Source organism: Mycobacterium shunyiense (assembly GCF_058270075.1).
The window spans coordinates 145,163-168,195 of the sequence record NZ_JBZDPU010000007.1 but is presented as its reverse complement, the minus strand read 5'-3'; the positions used below and the strand labels follow the sequence as shown (position 1 = coordinate 168,195).

21 protein-coding genes are annotated in these 23,033 nt (G+C 66.3%); 10 read left to right on the top strand and 11 right to left on the bottom strand.

The features are described from left to right. Positions 1 to 27: 27 nt before the first annotated feature. The 4 genes from AC4ELH_RS06370 to purU all read right to left on the bottom strand — a co-directional run bounded on the left by AC4ELH_RS06370 (position 28) and on the right by purU (position 3,820). Complete coding sequence (locus tag AC4ELH_RS06370) at positions 28 to 945, bottom strand: alpha/beta hydrolase (RefSeq protein WP_064886160.1); 918 nt, start codon at positions 943 to 945, stop codon at positions 28 to 30. Beyond that, on the bottom strand, positions 942 to 2,294 hold the full coding sequence (locus AC4ELH_RS06365) for a flavin-containing monooxygenase (RefSeq protein WP_498883497.1): 1,353 nt from the start codon (positions 2,292 to 2,294) through the stop codon (positions 942 to 944). The genes AC4ELH_RS06370 and AC4ELH_RS06365 overlap by 4 nt, the downstream gene beginning before the upstream one ends. A 160-nt stretch (positions 2,295 to 2,454) precedes the next feature. After that, positions 2,455 to 2,907: a MaoC family dehydratase gene (locus tag AC4ELH_RS06360; protein ID WP_055119889.1), complete on the bottom strand. Its 453-nt coding sequence runs from the start codon at positions 2,905 to 2,907 to the stop codon at positions 2,455 to 2,457. Between the two features lie 22 nt (positions 2,908 to 2,929). Continuing rightward, positions 2,930 to 3,820, bottom strand: coding sequence for a formyltetrahydrofolate deformylase (gene purU, locus AC4ELH_RS06355; protein ID WP_498883496.1), 891 nt, complete (start codon positions 3,818 to 3,820; stop codon positions 2,930 to 2,932). Positions 3,821 to 4,063: 243 nt separating this feature from the next. Between purU and AC4ELH_RS06350 the strand changes: the two genes are divergently transcribed. From AC4ELH_RS06350 to AC4ELH_RS06335, 4 genes are read left to right on the top strand one after another with little or no spacing between them, the layout of a single operon-like run. After that, complete coding sequence (locus AC4ELH_RS06350) at positions 4,064 to 4,261, top strand: hypothetical protein (RefSeq protein ID WP_498883495.1); 198 nt, start codon at positions 4,064 to 4,066, stop codon at positions 4,259 to 4,261. Between the two features lie 19 nt (positions 4,262 to 4,280). Then, entirely contained in the window at positions 4,281 to 5,036 is a 756-nt protein-coding gene (locus AC4ELH_RS06345) for a hypothetical protein (protein WP_064957777.1), read from the top strand. Further along, a complete protein-coding gene (locus AC4ELH_RS06340) occupies positions 5,033 to 7,231 on the top strand; it encodes an Rv1355c family protein (RefSeq protein ID WP_498883494.1) in 2,199 nt (732 codons plus the stop codon). Before AC4ELH_RS06345 ends, AC4ELH_RS06340 begins: the two co-directional genes overlap by 4 nt. A 19-nt stretch (positions 7,232 to 7,250) precedes the next feature. After that, entirely contained in the window at positions 7,251 to 9,113 is a 1,863-nt protein-coding gene (locus tag AC4ELH_RS06335; RefSeq protein WP_064879128.1) for a putative bifunctional diguanylate cyclase/phosphodiesterase, read from the top strand. Here the strand turns inward: AC4ELH_RS06335 and AC4ELH_RS06330 are convergent. Further along, entirely contained in the window at positions 9,060 to 9,959 is a 900-nt protein-coding gene (locus AC4ELH_RS06330; RefSeq protein ID WP_064957778.1) for an FAD-binding protein, read from the bottom strand. The two genes, AC4ELH_RS06335 and AC4ELH_RS06330, sit on opposite strands and share 54 nt — an antisense overlap. 369 nt (positions 9,960 to 10,328) lie before the next feature. Between AC4ELH_RS06330 and AC4ELH_RS06325 the strand changes: the two genes are divergently transcribed. Beyond that, positions 10,329 to 11,009: a TetR family transcriptional regulator gene (locus tag AC4ELH_RS06325; protein WP_088305047.1), complete on the top strand. Its 681-nt coding sequence runs from the start codon at positions 10,329 to 10,331 to the stop codon at positions 11,007 to 11,009. Between the two features lie 13 nt (positions 11,010 to 11,022). Continuing rightward, on the top strand, positions 11,023 to 11,673 hold the full coding sequence (locus AC4ELH_RS06320; RefSeq protein WP_463790119.1) for a ScbR family autoregulator-binding transcription factor: 651 nt from the start codon (positions 11,023 to 11,025) through the stop codon (positions 11,671 to 11,673). Between the two features lie 2 nt (positions 11,674 to 11,675). Here AC4ELH_RS06320 and AC4ELH_RS06315 read toward each other — a convergent pair whose 3' ends face one another. Continuing rightward, the gene (locus tag AC4ELH_RS06315) at positions 11,676 to 12,038 is read right to left on the bottom strand and encodes a PAS domain S-box protein (RefSeq protein ID WP_207549021.1); all 363 of its coding nucleotides are present in this window, start codon (positions 12,036 to 12,038) and stop codon (positions 11,676 to 11,678) included. A 197-nt stretch (positions 12,039 to 12,235) separates the two neighbouring features. Here AC4ELH_RS06315 and AC4ELH_RS06310 point away from each other — a divergent pair, with 197 nt between their 5' ends. The 3 genes from AC4ELH_RS06310 (at position 12,236) to AC4ELH_RS06300 (ending at position 15,595) form a co-directional block, all read left to right on the top strand. Further along, on the top strand, positions 12,236 to 13,468 hold the full coding sequence (locus AC4ELH_RS06310; protein WP_498883493.1) for an acyl-CoA dehydrogenase family protein: 1,233 nt from the start codon (positions 12,236 to 12,238) through the stop codon (positions 13,466 to 13,468). Next, positions 13,469 to 14,611 carry an acyl-CoA dehydrogenase family protein gene (locus AC4ELH_RS06305; RefSeq protein WP_498883492.1) on the top strand — a complete coding sequence of 381 codons (1,143 nt, stop codon included), beginning with the start codon at positions 13,469 to 13,471 and terminating at the stop codon, positions 14,609 to 14,611. Between the two features lie 84 nt (positions 14,612 to 14,695). Further along, entirely contained in the window at positions 14,696 to 15,595 is a 900-nt protein-coding gene (locus tag AC4ELH_RS06300) for a DMT family transporter (RefSeq protein WP_448442870.1), read from the top strand. On the opposite strand, the gene AC4ELH_RS06295 is transcribed toward AC4ELH_RS06300, so the two are convergent. Continuing rightward, positions 15,573 to 17,159: an FAD-dependent oxidoreductase gene (locus tag AC4ELH_RS06295; RefSeq protein ID WP_498883491.1), complete on the bottom strand. Its 1,587-nt coding sequence runs from the start codon at positions 17,157 to 17,159 to the stop codon at positions 15,573 to 15,575. The genes AC4ELH_RS06300 and AC4ELH_RS06295 overlap by 23 nt on opposite strands. A 182-nt stretch (positions 17,160 to 17,341) precedes the next feature. Here AC4ELH_RS06295 and AC4ELH_RS06290 point away from each other — a divergent pair, with 182 nt between their 5' ends. Continuing rightward, complete coding sequence (locus tag AC4ELH_RS06290) at positions 17,342 to 17,920, top strand: TetR family transcriptional regulator (protein ID WP_498883490.1); 579 nt, start codon at positions 17,342 to 17,344, stop codon at positions 17,918 to 17,920. Positions 17,921 to 17,938: 18 nt separating this feature from the next. Here AC4ELH_RS06290 and atzF read toward each other — a convergent pair whose 3' ends face one another. The 4 genes from atzF to AC4ELH_RS06270 are packed head-to-tail and all read right to left on the bottom strand — an operon-like array spanning position 17,939 to position 23,032. After that, a complete protein-coding gene (atzF, locus tag AC4ELH_RS06285; protein ID WP_448442864.1) occupies positions 17,939 to 19,600 on the bottom strand; it encodes an allophanate hydrolase in 1,662 nt (553 codons plus the stop codon). Beyond that, positions 19,597 to 21,591 carry a 5-oxoprolinase/urea amidolyase family protein gene (locus AC4ELH_RS06280; RefSeq protein ID WP_448442862.1) on the bottom strand — a complete coding sequence of 665 codons (1,995 nt, stop codon included), beginning with the start codon at positions 21,589 to 21,591 and terminating at the stop codon, positions 19,597 to 19,599. Before AC4ELH_RS06280 ends, atzF begins: the two co-directional genes overlap by 4 nt. Further along, positions 21,588 to 22,208, bottom strand: a complete 621-nt coding sequence (locus tag AC4ELH_RS06275; protein ID WP_064961153.1) for an urea amidolyase associated protein UAAP2 — start codon at positions 22,206 to 22,208, stop codon at positions 21,588 to 21,590. Before AC4ELH_RS06275 ends, AC4ELH_RS06280 begins: the two co-directional genes overlap by 4 nt. After that, on the bottom strand, positions 22,205 to 23,032 hold the full coding sequence (locus AC4ELH_RS06270; protein ID WP_498883489.1) for an urea amidolyase associated protein UAAP1: 828 nt from the start codon (positions 23,030 to 23,032) through the stop codon (positions 22,205 to 22,207). Before AC4ELH_RS06270 ends, AC4ELH_RS06275 begins: the two co-directional genes overlap by 4 nt. Position 23,033 lies beyond the last annotated feature (1 nt).

Here is a 23,033-nt window from a genome sequence, read left to right as displayed (position 1 = left end):
GTACCCGATTTGGCCCGCCGGCGGTACCTAAGTGTCTGCTCGCGAGGAGAGGTGAGCGGTCAGGAATCTCAGCTGATCCTCGGCGGCGGTGTCGAACCAGTCATGCCCCGGCCACACGTCGAAGTGATCACACGGATAGTGATGGACCTGGGCCCTGGCCTGGACCGCCGTCTTCATCACAGAGTTGGCCGGCACGAACCGGTCGAAGTCCGCGATCTGAATCAGCACAGGGCATCTCAGCGCCTTGGCCGCAGCACCGGTGCGGATCTGCACCAGCTCCATGCCGATGGCCGAATCGACTTCGTTGCGCCACGTCGGCCCGGCGATCGCACTGTAGCTTTCGTAGGCCCCGTCGAGGGCGAGCGCGCCCGCCTGCCCCGGCTTGGCCGCCAGCGGCATCAGCGTCGGCTGCCGGCCCGCCGCCACGGCCACGCGACTCTTCACACCGGCCAGGGTCCAGCGCAATGCCGATGCGACGTCGCGATGCGCCACGGCCGCGCGGCTGGCAGCCAGCCCGCTGGTCAACGGAGTCATGCCGATCACCGCAGCCACATCAGTGCACTGCGCGGCGACCCGCAGCACGTGGCTGCCCGAGAACGACGACCCCCACAGCACGACCCGCCGACGGTCCACACCCGGCAGTTGTTGGGCCGCCGCGATGGCCGCGCCGTAATCCGCCATCTGACGTTCGACCGAAACGCTTTGCCGCGGTAGCCCTTCAGAAGCACCGAAGCCCCGGTAATCGAAGGCCACCACATCCAGGCCAGCTGCGCTGAAGCGTTCGGCGAAGGGCTGCAGCCCGGAGTCCTTGGTGCCACCGAAGCCGTGCGCCATCACCACGACCGGTCTGCCCTCCGGTCCGGCGAAGCCGTCGTCTCCAGCCTGGAAGTGCCACGCACTGCACCGGTCGCCGGCCGAGTGGAACGTCAACTCTGCGTAAGTCATGCGATCACCCCTGCGGTCACGCCGCCACCGTCTGCCGCACGTGCGGCACCCGCAGGTAGTTCGCGCACCCGGATATCGTGCTCGTAGTAGAAGTAATCCACCTGCTGGGTGTGCCGAGGACGGTCCGTGCAGTGTCCGCCGTGCAGTTGCTGATCGGCGTCGATCACCCGTTCCATCTCGGCCACCGACGGCAGGGCGTAACGCCCGACCGCGTAGGCCGCGAGCAGTCGCGACTGGCACTCGACGAACGGGAACAACGTCGGAATCGCTTGGGCGAAACCCATGAACACAAGATCATCGATACCCGGCTTGAACATACGCTTGTAGAGCCGGATGTGGTTGCCGGGCGCATCGACGACGTCGGGGTCGAAGAAGGGGAAGGTGATGTTGTAGCCCGTCGCGTAGACGATCACGTCGAAGACGTCACTGGTCCCGTCCTCGAAATGCACAGTGTCACCGTCCAAACGGGAAACGTTCGGCTTCGGAATGACATCGCCGGAGCCGAGTCGTAACGGCAACTCGACCGACTGTGTCGGGTGCGCCTCGAACAGCTTGTGGTTCGGGGCAGGCAGTCCGTACATGGTCGGATCGGTGCCGAGCATCGGCCCGATCAGCTGGACCATCTTGCGCTGCCACGACAACGGCAAGTAGGGATTGGTGCGGAAGTATTTGTCACCCGGTTGTCCCGCAATGTATTTCGGGACGATCCAGGCGCTCGATCGGGTGGACAGCGTCACCTGGTTCTGCAGGGATTTGGACGACAACTCGACGGTGATGTCAGCGGCACTGTTGCCGATGCCTACCACCAGGATCCGTTTGCCGGTCAGCTCGAGCGGCTCTTTCGGGTCGATGTAGTGGTGGGAATGGATCTGCTCACCGGTGAAGGTGCCGGGAAATTCTGGTAGTCGAGGATCCCAGTGGTGGCCGTTGGCGACGACAAGCAGGTCGAACTCACGGCGGGCGCCCGCCTGATCCTCGATCTCCCAACCGCCCCCGTCGACCCGTGTCACGTGCACCACCCCGTTGCCGAACTCGATGTTCTCCAACAGCCCGAAGGCATTTGCATAGGCGTCCAGATAGGCCTTGATGTCGGAGTGGTGTGGGAACGACGGGAAATGCTCGGGGATCGGAAAGTCCTTGAACGACAACCGATGCTTGCTGGTGTCGATGTGCAGCGAGCGGTACGCGCTGCTGTGTCCGTTCGGATTGCCGAAGGCCCAGTTTCCACCGATGCGGTCCGACGTCTCGAACGTGGTGTACGGGACCCGGTAGTCCTTGAGCATCTTTCCGGCGGTGAGCCCGCTGATGCCCGAGCCGATGATCGCGGTCCGCGGCAGTGAACGCTGCAATACAGTGCTCCTTCACATTGTGATGCAGAACACTAGCAGCGGCCTTTGACGGCCGTCAATGAATTCTGACAAGTGTCAGAAACGCCGCGAGCAGACGCAAACCTGTCCCGATTACGCGATTTATGGACAGGTTTGCGTCTGCTCACGAAAGAACGAAACCTCAGCCGATGAAGCGGACGATCGACTCGGCGACCGCGGCGGGCTTCTCGGAGCCCTCGATCTCGACGGTCACCGTCATGGTGGCCTGCACCGCACCGTCGAGCTGCGCGACGTCGGAGATCGCCGCCCGCGCCCGCACGTTGGCCCCGACCCGCACCGGCGTGATGAACCGAACCTTGTTGTAGCCGTAGTTGACCGCCAACTTCACATTGTCGACGCGGTACAGCTGATGGGTGAAGTGCGGCAACAACGACAGGGTCAGCAGGCCGTGCGCAATGGTGCCGCCGAACGGTCCACCGGCCGCCTTCTCGGGATCGACGTGAATCCACTGATGGTCGTCGGTCGCATCGGCGAATAGATTCACCCGCTCCTGGGTGATCTCCATCCAGTCCGTCGGGCCGAGCTCGCTACCCGCTGCCGCCACAAACTCGTCAAGACCATTGAAGATTTTCACGCTCACTCCTCCCGACCCGTGGTCAGAAGACCACGGTCTGATTCCCGAACCGGATTACGCGGTCCTCACAGTGCCACAGCACCGCCCGCGACAACACCAGGCGTTCGACATCGGCGCCCAGCCGCTGTAGGTCACCAACCGAATGCCGGTGGTCCACCCGCACCACGTCCTGCTCGATGATCGGCCCTTCATCGAGGTCACCGGTCACGTAATGCGCTGTCGCACCGACCAACTTGACCCCACGCTCCTTGGCTCTGCGGTAAGGCGCCGCACCGATGAATGCCGGCAGGAACGAGTGGTGGATGTTGATCAGCGGGCAGCCCACAGCATCGAGGAAATCGGGCGTCAGGATCTGCATGTACCGCGCGAGCACCACCAGATCGACGTTGCCACGCAACAACTCCAGCAGCCGTTGCTCAGCCTCGGTGCGGTTCCCCCGGGTCGCCGGGACATAGAGGAACGGCACTCCGAACGCGCGGACCTGATCGGCGAGGTCGGGATGGTTCGAGATGACCATGACCACCGACATGTCGAGCTCACCGCGCCGGTTGCGCCACAACAAGTCCAGCAGACAGTGGTCCTCGCGGGAAGCCATCAGTGCCACACGCTTGGGCTTGGAGGCCTCTGTGAGGCGGAAGTCCATCTCGAACGGCTCGGCCACCCGTTGCCGGAAGTCACGCTCGAGTTCGTCGCGCACCGCCGCCAGGCCCGGCAGATGGAAGATCGTGCGCTGGATGAAGGTGCCGCCGGTCTGCTCGGTGGAGTGCTGATCCAGCGACACGATGTTGGCGCCGGCACCGGTGAGGAAGCCGCTGATCGCCGAAACCAGACCGGGCCTGTCCGCGCAACGCAGCAACAGCCGACCGACATCCTGAGCCGGCAGGGCGGTGGTTTTCGGATACTCCTGTGTCATCGACACCAGAATCTCATCTCAGCTCTCCGAGCCGACACACAACCCACCAATGCGCGACCGAACCGAATGGCCCGGAGCCCCGCCGAGTCGGTCGCCATTCACCGCGATGGTCAATCGCACTAAGGACTGGCTGTGAAGGGTCACAGCAAAAGCGTGCGCCGCCGCCCCGGGACCACGCATTCGGCATCGTCGTCAATTCAAGATTTTTGCCACGTTCGCCCGTAAGGCACATATTCGGCATAAATGTCGATTGTTGAATTTGCCAAAATTGCATGTACCGGTGAGTTAATCGGTGCTGCGCCCGCAGAATTCACCCCGTCACTGGACAAGTTTTCTCAGCTCGCTGGAATTTCACTACGCGGCGGCGCAATACTCATCACACGTATTCGCAACACCGTGCTGCACACACAAATCAGCCGTCCCGTCGGAAGGCACGGCTGACCGACGAAATGGATTCCAGATGACCGCTCCCCAACTCGATGACGTCGCCCGCCGCTGCGTGACATTGGACGAGAGCCCAACCTGGTGGGACCCCGACAGCGAGTGCACGATCGTCGTGGCCCGCCCGCCGGCCGAGCGCAAACTGTGGGACGAATATGTCCGCGGCGCCTGCTCCAACTACCGCAAACATGCAGTGGAGCAAGCGTTGGACCTGAAAGCCCTACGGACGGGCGACGATACGGCGCTGTTCTGTGTCGGGATCAACAGCTCGGGCAATGTGGTCGGCGGTCTGCGGGCCAAGGGGCCGTATCGGAGCGTCGACGAAAGCCACGCCATCGTCGAATGGAGCGGACAGCCCGCACTCGACGCCGTGCGCAAGATGATCGCCGACCGTCTGCCGTTCGGAGTGGTCGAGATGAAGACCGCCTGGGTGTGTGACGACCCAGAGCAGAGCCGCGCACTCACCGATACGCTGGCGCGTATGCCGCTGCATGCCATGACACTGTTGGACATTCAGTTCGGTATGGCCACCGCCGCCGCCTATGTGCTGAAACGCTGGCTGTCCTCCGGCGGCGTGCTGGCTGCGAAAATCCCGGCGACACCGTATCCCGACGAGCGATACCAGACCAAGATGATGTGGTGGGACAGCACCACTTTCGCCAACCACGCCGATCCGGGGCAGCTGTCGCGCTACTTCGCCGAAGCACAACGAATCGGCGCGTACCCCCGAACCGGCGGCATCGACGCCGTTACCGCCGCCGGGACGAGACGATGACCCCAGAAAGCCCCAAGGAAAGCGCCTACACAGACATCGGGAATTCCGAATTGAGTGAATACAACGACCTCGATCAATATCGAGCGATCTTCGTCGACGGCGACGGCGACGGCGAATCGAGCAGCACGCTCGACCAGCTGCGCCGGGATCCGCGAATCACGGTCATCGACGAATGCCGTCAGCAACAGGCTGCGCTCCGCACGCTCGTGCCTGCGGTCGACCAGGAAATGCTCGAGGAGCCGACCAGGTGGGCGTACTACCCGTGGCGGCGATGCCTGGTTCACCTTCTGGGACCGGGCGCGTTCAACCGGCTACGCCTGGACCGCAACCGCAACCTCATCAGTGCCGATGAGCAGCAGCGGTTGTCACGCCTGAAAATCGGAGTCGTCGGCCTCAGCGTCGGCCACGCCATCGCCCACAACCTCGCGGTCGAGGGCCTCTGCGGCGAGATTCGACTCACCGACTTCGACGAACTCGAGTTGGCGAACCTCAACCGGGTCCCCGGCACCGTGTTCGACCTGGGCTTGAACAAGGCCGTGGTGGCCGCGCGCCGGATCGCCGAGGTCGACCCGTACATCAGGGTTCGCATCGATCGCAACGGCGCGGTGGCCGAGTCGATCGACGAGTACCTGCGCGGCCTCGACGTCGTCGTCGAGGAATGCGACTCGCTGGACGCGAAAGTTCTTGTCCGCGAGGCTGCCCGGGCCCGGAGACTGCCGGTGCTGATGACCACCGGGGATCGTGGGCTGCTGGACGTCGAGCGGTTCGACCTGGATCCCGCGCGCCCGATCCTGCACGGTCTGCTCGGCGACGTCTCGGCACGCGACCTGGCGGGGCTCAGCAGCAAAGACAAGGTGCCGCACGTTCTGCGAATCCTCGACGCACCTGAGCTGTCGGCCCGGATGGCGGCGTCGCTGGTGGAGGTCGGCAAGACGCTGAGCACCTGGCCTCAACTCGCCGCGGAAGTGGTCCTCGGGGCGACCGTCGTCGCCAACGCCGTGCGACGCATCGGCCTGGGTGAGCCGATGCCGTCGGGGCGGGTGCGCGTCGATATCGCCGACGCTCTCGACCGCATCGGCGATCCGCTGCGCGACGCGTCAGCGGCCCCACCCGCATCCGTCCCCGCGCCGACGCCACCCCGACCGACGGGGATGGCGGACATCCTGACCGAGGCGGCATCCCGCGCCCCCTCGGGCGGCAACGTCCAACCGTGGCACATCGAAGCGAGCGACGACCGGATCAACCTCCGGCTGGCGACGAAATACACCACGGCGATGGATGTCGGGTACCGCGGCAGCGCGGTGGCCCTGGGCGCCGCGGCGTTCAATGCCCGAGTCGCCGCGGCAGCTCACGGCCTGGCCGGGCACGTGCGGTGGTCCCGCGGCGACGAGGGCACCCCCCTGTACGGGATCGCGGAGTTCACCCCCGGCGACACACCTGAGCTGGCCGAACTCTACGAACCGATGCTGGCCCGGGAGACCAATCGGCTGCGAGGCACGTCGGCACCGATCTCCGTCGAGGTGCTCGACGCCCTGCGGGCTGCCGCCGGCGGCGAAGGTGCCGATCTGAGGGTCCTGGACACCCCTTCCGAGATCGAAACCGCCGCAGGCATACTCGCCAAGGCCGACCGGATCCGCTATCTGACCCCCACGCTGCACCGGGAGATGATGTCGGAACTGCGCTGGCCCGGCGATCCAGCACCCGATACCGGTATCGAGGTCACGACGCTCGGGTTGGATTCGGGCGACATGGTGGTGCTGGACATCCTGCGCCGGCCCGAGGTCATGGCGAAGTTGTCGGACTGGAACGCCGGGGTGGCCCTCGGCGACGACACCTACGAACGGGTCACCTCAAGCTCGGCGCTGGCGGTCGTCTCGGTCCGTGGCCGCCGGCTGACCGACTACGCCCAGGCCGGGTCGGCGGTCGAGGCTGTCTGGGTCGGCGCCCAACGCCACGGGCTGGCGGTCCAACCGGTGTCTCCGGTGTTCCTCTATGCCCATGACGACCGGGACCGCCAGACACTCTCGCCCGACCACGCCGGCACCCTGCGCGACCTGCAGTACGCTTTTCGCAGGTTGACCGGTACCGGGCGCGACGAATCACAGGCGCTGGTGCTCAGGTTGTCCTACGCGCCGCGTCCGACCGTACGCAGCAGACGGCGAGCCCGACCGGGTTCGGCGCCACAGTACGGCTGAGAGCCGGGTGCAGAGGTATATGCGGAGGTATCTGGTGCCAGGCAGCCTCGAACTGCTCGTCACGTCGGTCGCCACCCAGCTGATGGCGGTCGACGCCGCGACCTCGGTTTCGGTGAGCCAACAGGTGCTGGCCGAGCTGGTCTCGTTCTTCGATGTGGACGTGAGCTTCCTGCGTCACAACGATCACCAGGCGCACGCGACTCGGCTCGTGGCCGAGTGGCCGCCGCGCCCGCAGGACACCCCGACCGACCCGATCGCGGTCATCCACTTCGCCGATGCCGACCCGGTGTTCGCGATGGCCGAGCACCTCAAGGAACCGGCGGTGTTCCGGCCGGAGCCGGCCACCGACGACTATCAGCGCACGATCGAGGCGGGACGCCACATCCCCAGCACCTCGATGGCCTGTGTGCCGCTGCTGTCCGGGGACATCACCACCGGGGTGCTGGGATTCGTCAAGTTCGGCGACCGCGAGTGGCTGCCCGCCGAGCTCAACGCACTCAAAGCGATCGCCTCGCTGTTCGCGCAGGTGCAGGCCCGCATCGAGGCCGAGGACCGGCTACGGTACCTCGCGGATCACGACCACCTCACCGGGCTGCACAACCGCAGGGCACTCATGGCCCACTTGGAGGCCCGGCTGGCTCCGGGCCAGCCCGGCCCGGTCGTGGTGATGTTCTTCGACCTGGACCGGTTGAAGGCGATCAACGACTACCTGGGCCATACCGCCGGTGATGCCTTCATCAGCATCCTGGCCGAGCGGTTACAGCGCGGCGACGACTCGCCCAAGCTCATCGCACGACTCGGCGGTGACGAGTTCGTCGTGGTCCCCGCGGCGTCGATGACCGCCGAGGCCGCCACCGCTCTGGCCTACCGACTCCAGTCGGTGCTTCGTGAACGGGTCACCATCGACGGCGAGATGCTCACCCGGACCGTCAGCATCGGTCTGGCCGAAGGAATGCCGGGCCGGGACTCCACCTCCGATCTGCTCAACCGGGCCGATCACGCGGTGCTTACCGCGAAGAACTCCGGTGGCAACCGGGTCACGGTGTTCTCCGATGCGATGGCGATGGAGATCGACTTCCGCAACGACATCGAGTTGCACCTGCAGAGCGTGATCGAGAGCGGCGCACTCGTTCTGCACTACCTGCCCGAGATCGACATGCGGACCGGCGAGGTGCTGGCCGCCGAGGCCCTGGTCCGCTGGCAGCACCCGACGCGAGGCCTGCTGTCCCCCGACTCGTTCATCGGCGTGGCCGAATCCATAAATCTGGCAGGCGAGTTGGGACGCTGGGTGCTCCGGAATGCCTGTGCGGAGTTCGCCCGGTGGCGGTCCAACGGCGTCGGCCGCAACATCGTGCTGCGCATCAACGTGTCGCCGGTGCAGCTGGTGACCGACGGATTCGTCGATTCGGTGGCCGGCGTGATGAAGGAGTTCCGCCTGCCCCGCGGGTCGGTCTGTCTGGAGATCACCGAGAGCATCGTGGTGCAGGACATCGAAACCACCCGTTCGACACTGACCGGACTGCACAAGGTCGGCGTGCAGGTGGCCATCGATGACTTCGGCACCGGCTACAGCGCGCTGTCGCTGTTGAAGTCCCTGCCGGTGGACACCCTCAAGATCGACCGCAGCTTTGTCGCCGGCCTGGGTTCGGACCCGGGCGACCTACCCATCGTGCGTGCGGTGATCGCGCTCGCCGGGGCTTTCGGCCTACAACTGGTGGCCGAGGGGGTGGAGACCGAGCGGGCCGCGCTGACGCTGTTGCGCCACGGCTGCTACCGCGCGCAGGGCTTCTTGTTGTCCAAGCCGATTCTCGGCCACGAGATGGCCGCGTTACTGGCCAAAGGGCGGGTACCGGTGCATTTCTCGGCCGCGCCGCGCAGGTGAGCGACCCGACTCACGCTTGGAGTCGTGCACCCGGCCGGAGTTGCAGTAGCCCGATCCCGATCCGTCCCGCTCGAGCTCCAGCAGTTCGACCCGGCCGAATCTGCTCGCGCTGTAGCCGACCAGGCCTACCTGCACGAGCTTGCCCGGTTCGATGAGCTGATCGGCCGCCGAGGTCGCGGCAGGATGAGGTTCGGTCGAGACGGCAACTCCGTGGCGGGCCCGCAGGGCCAACGGTCCGTCTGCGGTGTCGATCACCGCGCCCAGTATCTCGCCCTCCTCGAACACGAGGCGCTGGAGCGTGCCGTTGTCCGCGGCCGGGATCTCCCGGTCGCGGGCTTGCGCCGACAACCAGTCACCGAGCACCGCGGTGGTGTCCGCGGGCGTCGTGGTCTCCAGTGCGCCCAGCATCTTGACCTGAATCTCCTCACCGGTGCCGGAGCGCATCGAGGTGGTGCCCCGGTCCGCCAACCGCGTGTAGAGCACGCCGTAGGGAGAGGTCAGGCAACGCTGCGCCCAGTCCTGCAGCCGAGCACCGTAGAACGGCGCGATCCGGCCACGTCCGGAAACCGGGGTCCATTCACTGATTGCCCGGACGGTCAGCGCGCTGTCGCACTCGGTGTCGACGAGCGGCGTCAGGTCCGCCGACAGGGCGTCGAAGTACTCGCGGGTCTCGGGATCGTCGATACCCACACCCAGCCACGGTGTCTCCGGTCCGGGCGTGACCGATCGAGGATCTCCCGGACGCACGATATGCACGTCAAGGCCGGCATCCGCCGCGGCAACGGCAGCGGCCAACGCCCCGAAGCCCGAGCCACAGCAAACGACGTCGACTTCGTCATCCCACATCGGCTAGTGACACTCCGCCTGAACCACGGGGTGCATCATCAAGATCGAATTATCTTGGTAGGCACCAGAAATTAAGGTCGCCATGGCCCGCACCGGGATTCGAGGGGGATTGCCGGTGCAGGCCATGGCAACGTTTCCAGGATAGCCCTTGGCTACTGCCGACCGCCAAATGGTGGCGCTCGCCACAGCGCCCGCGACCGTGGCATGTGCCACCGCCGGGCGGGCAACCCGCGACGAACCAAGAGTTATCACCCTACGCACGATACATACCTTTAGAATGTTATGCACGTACGGTGAAGACTTTGAGTCTGCTGGCGGTGGGATGAAATCAGAACGCTGCCGCCGGCCGATCAGAGTCAGGAAGGCCCCGTGGTGACTGAGCAGCTCGACCGGCGAGCAGAGCTGACGCGCCTCCAGATCCTGCAGGCGGCGGCGCGACAGTTCGCGCACACGCCCTACAGCTTGGTCAGTCTCGACGACATTCTCGCCGACGCGAACGTCACCAAGGGCGCGCTGTATTTCCATTTCCGGTCCAAGCACGCACTGGCGGTCTCGATCGTCGAGCACCGGACACAGCGGGCCCAGAAGGCGGTGGAGGACGTCCTCGCCCGGAACCTGTCCGGAGCCGAGACCTTGATCGACCTCTCGGGCCTGGTTGCCGCCGAGGACATCGGTGACCCGGTGGCTCGGGCCTGCCTGAACCTCGTCGAGTCCATCGGCCGGACCGACGACGTGGGGCCGCGGGTTCTCAACGAATGGGTGCAAGGCTTCGCCGGCATCGCCAAACGAGCCATCGGCGAAGGCGATTTCACGGCCGACACCGACCCCGAAGCGGTTGCCCGCTTGCTGGTTTCGATATACCTGGGCGTGCGCCAGACCAGTGACCTCGACGATCCACCGCGGTTCCTCACCGACCTCGAGCACAGCTGGCGGCTGGCGATGCCCGGGTTCGTCGAGCCAGAGCGGCTCGGCTACCTGCAACAGTTCATCCGGCGTCGCACCGCAGTGGGCATCAAAAAAGTGGCGCCGCTGCACCCCCGTACCAAATGATAGGAACGCCACAATGGCACGCCAGGCTCGATCGGAGCTGACCCGGCAGAAGATCATCACCGCCGCGGTCGACCTGTTCAGCGAGCACGGCTATCCCGCGACCGGGCTCGGCGACATCATCACGCGGGCCGAGATGACCAAGGGTGCGCTGTACTACCACTTCGATTCCAAGGAGTCCCTGGCCGAGGCAATCATCAGCGAGGGCGGCACCGCCATGTTGACCGCGTTCCGCGTCATCGCCGAATCCTCTTCGCCGGCTTTGGAAAACACCATCCACGGGTTGTTCGTCGTGGCCGACTTCACCCGTTCGGACAAGGTCGCCCAGATCGGCATGCAGCTGCTGCGAACGTTCAGCGGCATCCACGTCGCCGCCACCCGGGTGTACACGAGCTGGCTCGACGAGCTCACTCAACAGTTGACCCAGGCCGCCGAGGAAGGTGACCTACGCGAGAACCTGGATGTCGCGAGCGCCGCCGAGGTGATCCTGGGCTCCATGCTGGGCGCGGAGGCGCTCTCGCGCGCCACCACCGGCACCGAACTCCGTGAACGCGTGGCCCGTACGTGGGATCTACTGCTGCCCGCGATCGTCAGCCGGGAGTCGCTGGACTACTTCCGCGAGTTCCTGGCACGCGAGTCGCTCCGGCGGGCGAAGGCCGCGGGATAGCCCTAGAGCTCGTCGACCCACAACTGCTCGGTGAGGTCCTCGAACGTCGCCAAGGCCACCGGATCGTCGCCGCGCAGCAGCGCCGATTTGCTCATCCGTGCCCGCACGATCGACCCGTCGCGATGGACGAGCTCCACGAGCAGCCCGGCGTTGGCCCGCATCACCGAGACCGCGGACTCGTCGGCGGGCAGCGAATGGAAGACCTCAGCAAACGGCATGTTCTTGACCGCATCGGCGTCGCGACCGACCATCTCGCCGAAGGCACTGTTGGCGAAGAGGATGGTGCCGTCTTCGGCGATCGCCAACACCGGCACCGGGAATCTCTCCAGCACCACCAGGGCAGGCAGGTTCTGCAGCAGTGCCATCGGAGATTGAGGGTCCTGACCGCTCTGGCGACGCTCCACGCCCTCGATTATCGCCTGTGACCTGGGCCGGGCACCACCGCCGGCCAGCGACCTGGCGGTGTCGCCCCGCGCCGGCGGTCGAGCGTCGAGCGGGGTGGTGTGCGTCACTTGATTAACTAGGTTTACTCTGTGGAGCGACACCAGTAGAAGGGGCAGGCATGGACCTGAAGTGGTCGACCAGCGACCAGGAATTCCGCGACGAAGTTCGCGACTTTCTCGCCAAGAATCTGACTCCCGAACTCCGCCGCGCAGGCCAGTTGATGACCAGCGTGTATGCCGATCACGACGCCAGCATGGCCTGGCAGAAGATCCTCCACGAGCGGGGCTGGGCCGCCCCGGCTTGGCCGGTCGAACACGGCGGCTGCGATTGGAGCCTGACCCAGCACTACATCTTCAGCCGCGAATCGACCCTCGCCGGCGCCCCGTCGCTGTCACCCATGGGCATCCGCATGGTGGCCCACGCCATCATCAAATTCGGCACGCAGGCCCAGAAGGACTTCTTCCTTCCCGGCATCCTGACCGGTGAGGTGTTCTTCTGCCAGGGCTATTCCGAGCCCGAGGCCGGCTCGGACCTGGCCGCCCTGTCGATGGCAGCGGTGCCTGACGGAGACGACCTGGTGTGCACCGGCAGCAAGATCTGGACCACCCACGCCCAGGAAGCGAACTGGATGTTCGCCCTGGTGCGCACCACCCGCGGCGCCAAGAAGCAGCAGGGCATCACCTTCGTGCTGATCGACATGACCTCGCCCGGCATCGAAATCCGCCCGCTGGTCATGACTTCCGGCGAAGAGGTACAAAACCAGGTCTTCTTCGACGAGGTTCGGGTGCCGAAGGCCAATGTGATCGGCACGATCGACGACGGCTGGACCGTGGCCAAATACCTGCTGGAGTTCGAGCGCGGCGGCGGCGCCAACGCGCCGGCGTTGCAGGTGCTGGGTGATGAGATCTCAGCGGTCGCCACCGAAATGCCCGGACCGACCGGTGGTCGGCTGATCGACGACCCGGCCTTCAGCCGCCGGCTTGCCGACGCCCGGCTCCGCACCGACGTGCTGGAAATCCTGGAGTATCAGGTGCTGGCGGCGGTGGCCGAGGGCGGCCATCCCGGCACCGCGTCGTCGATGCTCAAGGTTCTGAGCACCGAACTGAGCCAGACCCTGACCGAGCTGTCGATGGAGGCCGCCGGCCCGCTGGCCCGCGCCTACCAACCGCACGCCACGTTCCCGGGCGGGCCGGTGGCCGAGTACGAACCTCCCGCCGACGGCTATCACAGCGGAGCGCCGTGGCAGGCGGTCGCCCCACTGCGCTACTTCAACGACCGGGCCGGCTCGATCTACGCCGGTAGCAACGAAATTCAGCGAAACATCCTCGCCAAGGCAGAACTGGGGCTCTAGATGGACTTCAACCTGACCAACGAACAGGAACTGCTGCGCGACGGGCTGACCAAGTTTCTGTCCAGCCGCTACGACCTGGCATCGAGCCGGGCCGCCGCCAAGACCGGCCCCGGCTGGCAGCCCGAGATCTGGCGGGGTTTTGCCGATGAGCTCGGCATCCTGGGCGCCACCCTGCCCGAGGAAGCCGGCGGCATCGGTGGTGGCCCGGTCGAAACCATGGTCATCGCCGAGGCTTTGGGCCACGCCCTGGTGATCGAACCGTTCGTGGACACCGTGGTGGTGGCCGGTGGCCTGCTGCACCGGTCCGGCGACACGGCCGCCGCGGCCCTGCTCGAGGAGATCGTGGCGGGTTCGGCCATCGTCGCGCTGGCCGCCACCGAGCCGGCTTCCGGAGACAACTGGCGCGACGTGTCCACCACCGCACGGCGCGACGGCGACGAGTGGGTGCTCAACGGCGCCAAGGTGATGGCCGTGGACGCACCGCTCGCGACCCACCTGCTGGTGACCGCACGTACCTCGGGGGAACGTGCGGACGCCGACGGAATCTCGCTCTTTCTGATCGATATCCCTCCGTTGACAACAGGTTTCACCGCGCACCCGTACCGCACGGTGGACGACCGCCGGGCATCGGACCTGACATTCTCCGACGTCCGGTTGCCCGCCTCTGCATTGCTGGGGACCGAGGGACAGGCCTGGTCGTCACTGGACCTGGCTCGGGACGAGGGCGCGGCGGCCGTGTGCGCCGAGGCCGTCGGCGGAATGCGCAAGGTGCTGGCCGACACGGTCGAGTACTGCAAACAACGCCAGCAGTTCGGTCTTCCCATCGGCAGCTTCCAGGCGCTGCAGCACCGGATGGTCGACATGCACATGGAGGTCGAACAGGCTTCGGCGGCGGTCTATCTCGCCGTACTGAACCTCGATGCCGAACCCGCGCAACGGGCCAAGGCGGTATCGGCAGCCAAGGCCACCATCGGACGGGCCGCCCGTTTCGTCGGGCAGAACGCGGTGCAGCTCCACGGGGGCATGGGCATGACCGAGGAACTCGCGATCGGTCATTACTTCAAGCGGCTCACCGCGGTGCAGTACGAGTTCGGTTCCACGGACTACCACGTGGGCCGTTACGCGCAGCTGACGCGGCCGTAGCGCTTCACCGGGTGCTGATGGCCCGGGCCACGCCCCGCATCAGCACCCGGACGGCCGTGTGCCGGGGCCCGTAGTCTGGACCAGGTGAGTGTGCGGGGCTGGCTGCTGCTGGGCGCCATGAGCATCATCTGGGGCATCCCGTACCTGCTGATCAAGATTGCCGTCGAAGGCGTGTCGGTGCCAGTGCTGGTCTTGGCCCGCACTGCTGTCGGTGCCGCCGTTCTCTTACCGCTGGTGATGTCGCGGGCCGCGTGGGCGCCGGTGTTACGGCACTGGCGGCCCGTGTTGGCGTTCGCGTTCTTCGAGATCATCGCGGCGTGGTTCCTGCTCACGGATGCCGAACGCCACCTGAGCAGCTCGCTGACCGGCCTGCTGATCGCCACCGCCCCGATCATCGCCGCGGTTCTCGACCGGCTGACCGGCGGAGAACGGTTGAGCGCCAAGCGGATCACGGGACTAGGGATCGGCCTGTCCGGTGTGGCGGTGCTGGCCGGGCCCGGCCTCACCGGAGGGCATGGCTGGCCGATCGCCGAAGTGCTGCTGGTGGCAACCTGTTACGCCATCGCGCCGCTGATCGCCGCACGCTACCTGGGCGAGGTGCCCACCCTTCCGCTCACGGCAGCATGTCTGACGATCGCGGCGCTGATCTACACCACGCCGGCATTGATGACCTGGCCCGACCACATGCCGTCGCGGCAGGTGCTGATCGCGCTGGCCACACTCGCCGTGGTCTGCACCGCGCTGGCATTCGTGGTGTTCTTCGCATTGATCCGTGAGGTCGGAGGCGCACGGGCGTTGGTGTTCACCTACGTCAACCCGGCCGTCGCGCTGGCCGCCGGCGTCGTTGTTCTGGGCGAACCGCTGACCGTCTACAACGTGGCCGGGCTGGCGCTGATCCTCGCCGGGTCGGTCCTCGCAACCCGCACACCCCGCGACCCCGATCCGCAGGTCGAGGCCGAAGTCAGCCGCGCAGGCCCGCGCTGAGCATCTCCTCGATCGACACGAACTTCACCCGAGGCCGCGCCGCCTGCACGCCGCGGTCACGTTCGGCGGCGTCGATCGCACGCCATCCCGGCCACCCGACCGGCTCGGCTCCCCGGGCGGCCAACAGCACATCGAGCGACTCACGGTCCTCGACGTCACGGGCCAACAGGCCGGCATCGAAATCCGCCCACAACTGGGCCACGGTCTGCTCGGCACACAACCGGTTCGTGCCGATCACCCCACGCGGTCCGCGTTTGATCCAGCCGGTCACGTAGGTGCCGGGCACGACACGGCCCGAGTCGTTGGGCACGGTGCCGGAGTCCTCGTCGTAGGGCAACCCGGAGACGGGCAGGCCGCGATAGCCGATCGAGCGCAGGATCAGTGACGTCTCGATCACCTCGGCGCCACGGGCCTCGCTGCTGACCTCCAACCCCTCGGCACGGTCGGGTCCGTGGATGGCGACCGGGGTTGTGCCGAAGCGGAACACCACGCGCTTGTGTCCGGGAGTCGGGCTGCGCTGTGCGTATTCGCGTGCGATGGCGAGCTTGAACGAGGTCTCGACGTCGTCGTGTTCGTCATCGGCGGGTAGGTCCTGCGGATCCACGATCACGTCGACACCGTCGAGATGCCCCAACGCCAGGAACTCACCCGCCGAGAATGCGGCGTGCCCGATGTCGCGACGCGCGAGGATCACCACTTCCCGGATTTCGCTGTCGGCCAACGCATCCAGGGTGTGCTCGGCGATATCGGTGGCTGCCAGCGCGGTCCGGTCCATCAACAGCACCCGGGCGACGTCGAGGGCGACGTTGCCGTTGCCGACGATGACCGCTCGCTCGCCCGACAGGTCGAACTGGTGGGCGGCGTGGTCGGGATGGCCGTTGTACCAACCGACGAACTCGGCGGCCGCGTGATTGCCGATCAGGTCCTCGCCGTCGATGCCCAGTCGCCGGCTGGTCGCCGCGCCCACCGCGTAGATCACCGCGTGGTGATGGGCCAGGAGCTCGTCGTGGTTGACGGTACGGCCGACCTCGACGTTGAAATGGCTCGCGAACCGTGGGTTGGTGAACGCCCGCTCGAAGATCGCGACGACCGACTTGGTGTGTTGGTGATCGGGGGCCACCCCCGCGCGAATCAAACCGAACGGCGTGGGCAGGCGTTCGAACAGGTTGATCTCCACCCCGTCCACATCGATCAGCTCGGCTGCGGCGTAGCAGGCGGCCGGACCCGATCCGACGATCGCCACCCGCAACGATCCCGCCTCGACCCGAGCACGAGATGGTGTTGCCGGAACGGTCACCGGCTCGAGCGGGTGGCGCTCGAAGTAGGCCGCGTTGAGGTCCTTGAACCGCCGTAGTTCGCCGGGAAGGTCCTCTTCGTAGTGGATCGCGCCGACCGGGCACTCCTCGAAGCAGGCCCCACAGTCGATGCACGATTCCGGATCGATGTAGAGCATCTCGGCCGACGCGGAATCCAGCCCACCCTCGGCCGGGCGGATGCAGTCCACCGGGCACACCGGTACACAGCTGGCGTCCTTGCAGCAGTTCTGCGTGATCACGTAAGCCATCGGACCTCCCCTTTCAATCTGATCAGATCATACTGGACACCTGTCCGATTTATCGACACGAAAGCCTCGTTCGCGCGTTGGTCGGTGCTCAATCTGCGTGAATGACAATCCTGAAAATATGTAAATACCGGCAGTTTCACCGAATGATTGCCATTCGCGGCACGGCTCTATATCTTGGACACATGTCCAGGCCAGAGGTGGCTACCGTCACCCGCCTACACGACGCGCAGGGTCAGCGCACCCGCACGCAACGCCGCGTCTTCGGAGCGGCGACACAACTTCTCGACGCGCACAACGACGTCTCGGTGCCCGCACTTGCGGCCCGCGCGAAGATGGCGCCCGCAGCGCTCTACGCGCATTTCCCGTCCATCGAGGTGGTGTTCGCCGAGCTCTACCTCGACCGGGTGATTCAGCTGCCGCTCGACATCGATCCCGCGGCCAGCACCACCAGCCGGGTCACCGAGCAGCTCACCGCTCTCACACTGTTGATGGCCGATGAGCCTCGCCTGGCTCGGGCCTGCACTCAGGCGCTGATGAGCACCGACGACGAAGTGGTCGATGACGTACGTGGGCGGATTGCCGTTGAGATCACGCGTCGGATCTCCACGGCATTGGGCGCCGGGGCCTGGCCCGAGGTACTTGCCACCTTGGAAGCGGTCTTCTGGGGCGCACTGTTGCAGGCACAGTCAGGCGCGATGAGCTACCGGCAGATGGCCCGCCAGCTCGAGACCATGATCTCGCTGATCGTCCCCGGGAGCTGAGCCTGCGGCACGCGCATCTCAGGCCATCGCGGCCAACCAGCCCCGGTACTCCGTGATGTCGCGTCCGTGTGTGGGAGCGGTGTGGTCACAACCGAATCCGGTGATCCAGCGACCGTCGTCGAGCTCCACGTTCCCGAGCAACATCGGCGCGGGTAGCTCGGCCAGAAACTCGCCGAGTGCAGCCGGGGACAACAACCATCGTTCTCCGATGATGGCCGCTCCGCCGTCCTCAACCCGGGTCAAACCCGGTTTGGGCGGAACCGTGTCGAGGGCGTAGAGACGGTAGTGCGGTGCCGTGGTGATGGGCCCGGCCCAGCGGGCACCCCGCCCGGTGAGCTGATGTTCCAGCGGCTGCCCGCGCAGATGCGCGCCAAACACCGCAAGTTCGGCCAGTGGGGCGCCGCCCGTCTCGGGCCACGTCTCCGCCGACGGGGTGTCGAGGAACCGGGCTGCCAGATCGGCGATGACGCCGTCGTGGAAACCCTGCGCCAACAGGGTGATTCCGAACTGGGCACCGTCGGATACGGTGCCGGCGGGAATCGAGATGGCGCACATGTCGAACAGGTTGCAGAAGTTGGTGTACCGCCCCATCCGGGAATTCACCGCGACCGGGTCAGCCGCGACTTCGTCGATGCGCGGATGCTCGGGAGCGGTCGGCACCATGAGTGCGTGACAGCCCTCAAGCTGCGCCAAGGCTGTGCGACGCAACTCCTCGACCCGCCGCCGGTCACGCAGCAGGTCCGCGGCCGAATATGCGCCAGCCGCAGTGATGATCGCGGCCACCGTCGGATCCAACTCCGCGCCAGGACCTGCCGTGCTCACGAACTCCCCCACCGCATCCCACCGTTCAGCGACCAGGGCGCCGTTGTAGAGAAGGCCGGCTGCGGCGAAGAAGTCGTCCATCGGGATCGGAACCGTCTCGAATCCGGAGTCCTTCGCCTGGCGTACGGCGGCGTCGAAGGCGGCCTGCCATTCGTCGTCGAGGCCATCCAGGGTGTCCGGTATGGCGATTCTGGGAGTCCCCGGTGCGGCGTAGGAGACGTCGGCCGGCCACTGGCGTTGCGGCGCAATGGCACTCATCTCGGCCATTGCTGATTGGGCCGTCGCCAGGTCAGCAGCGAAGATCGTCACACAGTCATAGCTCGCACACGCCGGGACGACGCCCTCGGTGGAGACAAGGCCCACCGTGGCTTTGATCCCGACGATGCCCTGCAATCCGGCCGGAACGCGACCTGACCCGGCAGTGTCGGTGCCGATCGCGATGTCGGCGAACCCGAGCGCGACGGCCACCGCGGAACCGGAACTCGATCCGCCGGAGATGTAGTCCGGCCGGCGGGAATCCCGTACGGCGCCATAGGGACTGCGGGTCCCCACCAATCCGGTGGCGAACTGGTCGAGATTGGTCTTACCGATGACGACAGCACCGGCGGCCTTGAGAGCGGTCACCGCCGGTGCGTCGGCATCGGGAATATAGCTGAAGTCTGGGCACGCCGCAGTGGTCGGGATCCCGGCGACGTCAACGTTGTCCTTGACCGCCAGCACCAGCCCCGCCAGTGGGCCGTCGGCGGCAAGCGCCGTGCGGTAATCGTTGTCCACCTCGGCCTGCGGACGTAGGTGGATGAACACCTCGTCGCGTCCACTGGCTTCGATGTTCCGGTAGATCTCGGCGATCTTGCTCACGCAGATTCCTTCCGTACGAATTCTCCTGCGGCCGCCCAACGCTCGCGCTCCTCGGCGCGGGCCGCTTCCATCTTCGCGCGGGTTGCAGCGATATCGTCGGCATTGGCGGCCAGGAACTGCTCGTGCTCGGCAAGCGAGAATGTTCCATCGGTGATCTCGACATGACCGCGACCGGCGGCCATGTCGGCGCGTAGATCCAGCAGTTCCTCGGCAGACACCGGATACCACTGGATCCGGTCGAAAAAGCGCAACAGCCATGGGTGTTCGGGATCGAATCCCTGAGCGACCAGCGGGTGCCGGTGATTCCAGATCTGCGTGGTGCGGCCGACGAACTGGTAACCGCCGGGCCCCTCCATACCGTAGATGCACAGGTATGCCCCGCCGATGCCGACCGCATTCTCCGGAGTCCAGGTCCGGGCCGGATTGTATTTGGTGGTCACCAGGCGGTGACGCGGATCCAGCGGTGTGGCGACCGGAGCACCCAGATACACGTCGCCGAGACCGAGCACCAGATAGTCGGCGTCGTAGACAATTCGGTGCACATCATCGACCGAGTCCAATCCGTTCATCCGCCGGATGAACTCAATGTTCCACGGGCACCACGGCGCATCGGCGCGCACGCCGTGCATATAGCGTTCGATCGCCTCGCGGGTCGACGGATCGTCCCAGCTCAGCGGCAACCGGACGGTGCGACTGGGCACCACGAGATCCTGCGCGGCAGGCAGCGAGGCTTCGAGCTCGGTGAGCAGAGGCACCAAAGCCGACTGCGGCAGCCGGGCCGGGTCCACCTTGACCTGCAGAGAACGGATCCCAGGCGTCAGGTCGATGAGTCCGTCGGGCCGGTGCTGCTCCAGCGCGTGGTGCAGGGCGTGGGCACGGGCCCGCAATGCCAGATCCAGTCGCATCTCGCCGTACTCGACCAGGATGTTGTCGTCCCCGATCCGGCGATAGGTGACGTTCGTCGTGCCATCTGAGGATGTTGTGCCGGCAACGATTCCGTCGTCCTCGTCACCACCGGCGGAGAAGACCGCAGGAATCGACGCGCGGCGCGCAGGTCCGAAGGTGGCCGGCGCGGGAGCCGCCGTCGCCTTCACCGGGACGAACCGGATGGTGGCGCCGGGAGCGAGTTGGCCCAGCTTCCAGCGGTCGGCGGCGGTGACGGTGACCGGGCAGACGAAACCGCCGAGGCTCGGACCATCCGGGCCGAGCAGGATTGGGGTGTCTCCCGTGAAGTCGAGCGAACCCACCGAATAGGCGTTGTCGTGGATGTTCGACGGATGCAGGCCGGCTTCCCCGCCGTCAGGGCGGGCCCATTCCGGCTTCGGTCCGATCAACCGGACGCCGGTGCGGTCGGAGTTGAAGTGCACCTCGTAGTCGTGGTTGAGCAGTGTGTCGATGTCGTTGCGCGTGAAGAACTCCGGCGCCGAGTGCGGGCCGACGGTCACCGCGATGTACCAGTGGCCGGCGATGGCCGGTTGCTCCTCGGACAGGATGCGCCGACGCGTACCTACCGGCGTATCCGCGGTTTCCAACTTGTCCCCCACCGCCAGGACCCGGCCCTCGTGGCCGCCGAACCGGCCAAGGGTGAATGTCGATGCGCTGCCCAGGTATTCATCGGCCTGTAGACCGCCGGCCATCGCGATGTAGATCCGCAAGCCCGGACCGTCGACCATTCCCACGTCGAGCACCTGACCGGCCTCGACCAGGACCGGCACCCACTGCGGTACCCGGGCGCCGTCGATGCTGACCGGTGCGGGTGCACCCGTCACACACACCCAGGTGTTGGTGTCGAAGCGCAGCGCCGGTCCGCCCATGGTGGCTTCCAGACCGGGTGCGCCCTCAACGTTTCCGACTGCGATGTTGGCCAGCCGGAAGGACACGTCGTCCATGGGCCCCGACGGAGGTACACCGATCTGCCAGTACCCGCTGCGCCCCGGCCAATCCTGGATCGTGGTGGCCATGCCGGGCCGGATCACCTCGATCGCGGTCATGGGCGCGTCACCACCATGCGCACCGCCGTGGGGTCGAATCCGTTGCACGGGTTGTTGATCTGTGGGCAGTTCGACACCAGCACCAACGTGTCGATCTCGGCGCGCAGCGACACGGTCTTGCCCGGGGCGGACAGGCCGTCGACGATGCCCAGCGAGCCATCGGGATCCACCGGTACGTTCATGAAGAAGTTGATGTTGCTGACGATGTCTGCTTTGGTCAGCCCCCACCGGGCGCCTTCGCCGACAAAGTTCTCCACGCAGGCGTGCTGGTGTTTGGTGTGGTGGCCGTAGCGCAGCGTGTTGGATTCTTGCGAGCAGGCCCCGCCGAGGGTGTCGTGGTTGCCGACCTCGTCGTCGATGATGGTCAGCATCGGTGCACCGTCACTGTCGCGCAGCACCGACCCGGTGGTCAGGAAGATGTTGCCCTGGGCCGCGATCGTGGCCGGTGCGCTGTAGCGCACCGTGCGGTCGGCCGCGCCATAGAACAAAGTGTCCACGGCCTGGTTGCCGTGCAGGTCGACGATGGTCAGCACGTCTCCGGCGCGCACGACCTTGGACCAGGGAGCGCGGGGCGCGACGATCTCGTCGACGATGGTGTGGGTGGCGGTGAGGGTCATCGGGCACTCCAGACGTCTTCGGAATTCAGGTAGGCGCGTTGGTATTCGGGGTCACGGTCGGCCACGGTGGCGCCGATCTCGGCCAGGTCGCCCGGTGCGGACCAGGCCAGCACCTCCAGCGATCCGACGGTGAACTGTGCAGCCGGATCGAGTGGATGGGCGGTGTTGGCGATCGCCACGATCAGTGGCAGATGGGTGATCAGTTCGACTGCGGCGCCGGCGCCGGCCGAACCGGTGGACACCAACGTGCCGTCGAGATCGACCCGCACGCCGTGGAAGAACGACAGGCTGGGCGCGACGTCACGGCGGGTCAGCCCGTTCTTCAGGGCGGCGAGCGCGAGCAGTTCACGCCCGGCGGGACTGGCCGATTCCACCTCGCCCGCGCCGTATTTGGCCGTGTTGCCGGTCAGGGTGCTGGTGCCACACAGGGCGTCGTGGTGACCGGATGTGTCCGACATCAGCGTGGCCAGCACCCGTCCCTGGTCGCTGAGCAGAGGATGACCTGCCGAAAGGTAGGCCTGCCACGGTACTTTCACGGTGTCGGCGACGTTGAGCCGCTCCCATGGCGCGTCGGCTCGCCACAGCAGCAGGTGAGCGCATGCGGTGCCGTCCAGATCGCGCAGCCGCAGCCGGGTGCCGCGGGCCAGCACCTTGCTGGTGTAACGGCCACCGGGAACTGTTTCAGCCCAGGTCAATTGCTCGGGTGCCACGTTCTGCGGCGGTGTGGGCCACGCCGAGGCCGGCACGACCGGCATCGAATCGGTGATTGTCCCGGCCTGGGCCCGAGCATGGTCGCGGGCTCCGGCGGTGGTCGCTGTGGTCATC

What these genes read in the sequence shown, in the direction of transcription:
- AC4ELH_RS06270 (WP_498883489.1), bottom strand. Translation starts at nt 23,032, where the DNA reads ATGACCACAGCGACCACCGCCGGAGCCCGCGACCATGCTCGGGCCCAG.
- AC4ELH_RS06335 (WP_064879128.1), top strand. Translation starts at nt 7,251, where the DNA reads ATGCGGAGGTATCTGGTGCCAGGCAGCCTCGAACTGCTCGTCACGTCG.
- AC4ELH_RS06340 (WP_498883494.1), top strand. Translation starts at nt 5,033, where the DNA reads ATGACCCCAGAAAGCCCCAAGGAAAGCGCCTACACAGACATCGGGAAT.
- AC4ELH_RS06290 (WP_498883490.1), top strand. Translation starts at nt 17,342, where the DNA reads ATGTCCAGGCCAGAGGTGGCTACCGTCACCCGCCTACACGACGCGCAG.
- purU (WP_498883496.1), bottom strand. Translation starts at nt 3,820, where the DNA reads ATGACACAGGAGTATCCGAAAACCACCGCCCTGCCGGCTCAGGATGTC.
- AC4ELH_RS06345 (WP_064957777.1), top strand. Translation starts at nt 4,281, where the DNA reads ATGACCGCTCCCCAACTCGATGACGTCGCCCGCCGCTGCGTGACATTG.
- AC4ELH_RS06310 (WP_498883493.1), top strand. Translation starts at nt 12,236, where the DNA reads ATGGACCTGAAGTGGTCGACCAGCGACCAGGAATTCCGCGACGAAGTT.
- AC4ELH_RS06295 (WP_498883491.1), bottom strand. Translation starts at nt 17,159, where the DNA reads ATGGCTTACGTGATCACGCAGAACTGCTGCAAGGACGCCAGCTGTGTA.
- AC4ELH_RS06305 (WP_498883492.1), top strand. Translation starts at nt 13,469, where the DNA reads ATGGACTTCAACCTGACCAACGAACAGGAACTGCTGCGCGACGGGCTG.
- AC4ELH_RS06320 (WP_463790119.1), top strand. Translation starts at nt 11,023, where the DNA reads ATGGCACGCCAGGCTCGATCGGAGCTGACCCGGCAGAAGATCATCACC.
- AC4ELH_RS06330 (WP_064957778.1), bottom strand. Translation starts at nt 9,959, where the DNA reads ATGTGGGATGACGAAGTCGACGTCGTTTGCTGTGGCTCGGGCTTCGGG.
- AC4ELH_RS06350 (WP_498883495.1), top strand. Translation starts at nt 4,064, where the DNA reads ATGTCGATTGTTGAATTTGCCAAAATTGCATGTACCGGTGAGTTAATC.
- AC4ELH_RS06275 (WP_064961153.1), bottom strand. Translation starts at nt 22,208, where the DNA reads ATGACCCTCACCGCCACCCACACCATCGTCGACGAGATCGTCGCGCCC.
- AC4ELH_RS06280 (WP_448442862.1), bottom strand. Translation starts at nt 21,591, where the DNA reads ATGACCGCGATCGAGGTGATCCGGCCCGGCATGGCCACCACGATCCAG.
- AC4ELH_RS06315 (WP_207549021.1), bottom strand. Translation starts at nt 12,038, where the DNA reads ATGGCACTGCTGCAGAACCTGCCTGCCCTGGTGGTGCTGGAGAGATTC.
- AC4ELH_RS06370 (WP_064886160.1), bottom strand. Translation starts at nt 945, where the DNA reads ATGACTTACGCAGAGTTGACGTTCCACTCGGCCGGCGACCGGTGCAGT.